Below are 581 nucleotides of genomic sequence, written 5' to 3'. Positions count from 1 at the left end.
CCCTTCCTCTGTGGCAGCAATAACCTTTACTTTAATAGAAAATTCGTCTTTTTTATCGGTCCCAAATTGGCTTATTATACTTTTCACTCGGTCAATGACTGTTTTGCCTGAACCCACAAATTCATCGACTAGAACTATATCTCTATGTGGGGCAGACGACATTATTGTTTTGTATGCATGGGCTGCGTTATTTACATGTTTATAACTTGACCAATTTAACTCTTGTAATATTGTTTTTAATGAATATAGAACTAATTGGCCACTATCAGCATCATGACCCATAGTCATAGCTGTAACAACAGTAGATCTATCGTGCAACCCTGGGTCACTGACTATATCCAAGGCTAGATCTTTAAGAATTTGTACGAACCTTTCGCTATCTAAATACTCGATTCTACTAACTAAGCTAATGAGCAGTTCTCTCTCATCATGTGTGTCACAATCTTTAAATAAAAGATCTTCAAGGCGATCCATCTTCTTGTCTACCCAAGGCTGATTTTGGGATAACAATGTCAAGTTACGGAAAAGCTCTCTATTCATAATGTCTAGATAGTTATGTTTTATTAACTTTTATTATAGAT

1 protein-coding gene is annotated in these 581 nt (G+C 35.6%); it reads right to left on the bottom strand.

The features are described 5' to 3' along the window. A partial coding sequence (locus V2A85_RS24325; protein WP_420072638.1) for a phosphoribosyltransferase-like protein occupies positions 1–474 on the bottom strand: 474 nt, incomplete at its 3' end. Positions 475–581 lie beyond the last annotated feature (107 nt).

It is taken from the genome of Yersinia sp. 1252 StPb PI (genome assembly GCF_048593885.1).
GTDB classification, from domain to species: Bacteria; Pseudomonadota; Gammaproteobacteria; order Enterobacterales; family Enterobacteriaceae; genus Yersinia; species Yersinia enterocolitica_E.
The sequence above is the reverse complement of the archived record's forward strand: the minus strand, read 5'-3'. Positions and strand labels throughout refer to the sequence as shown.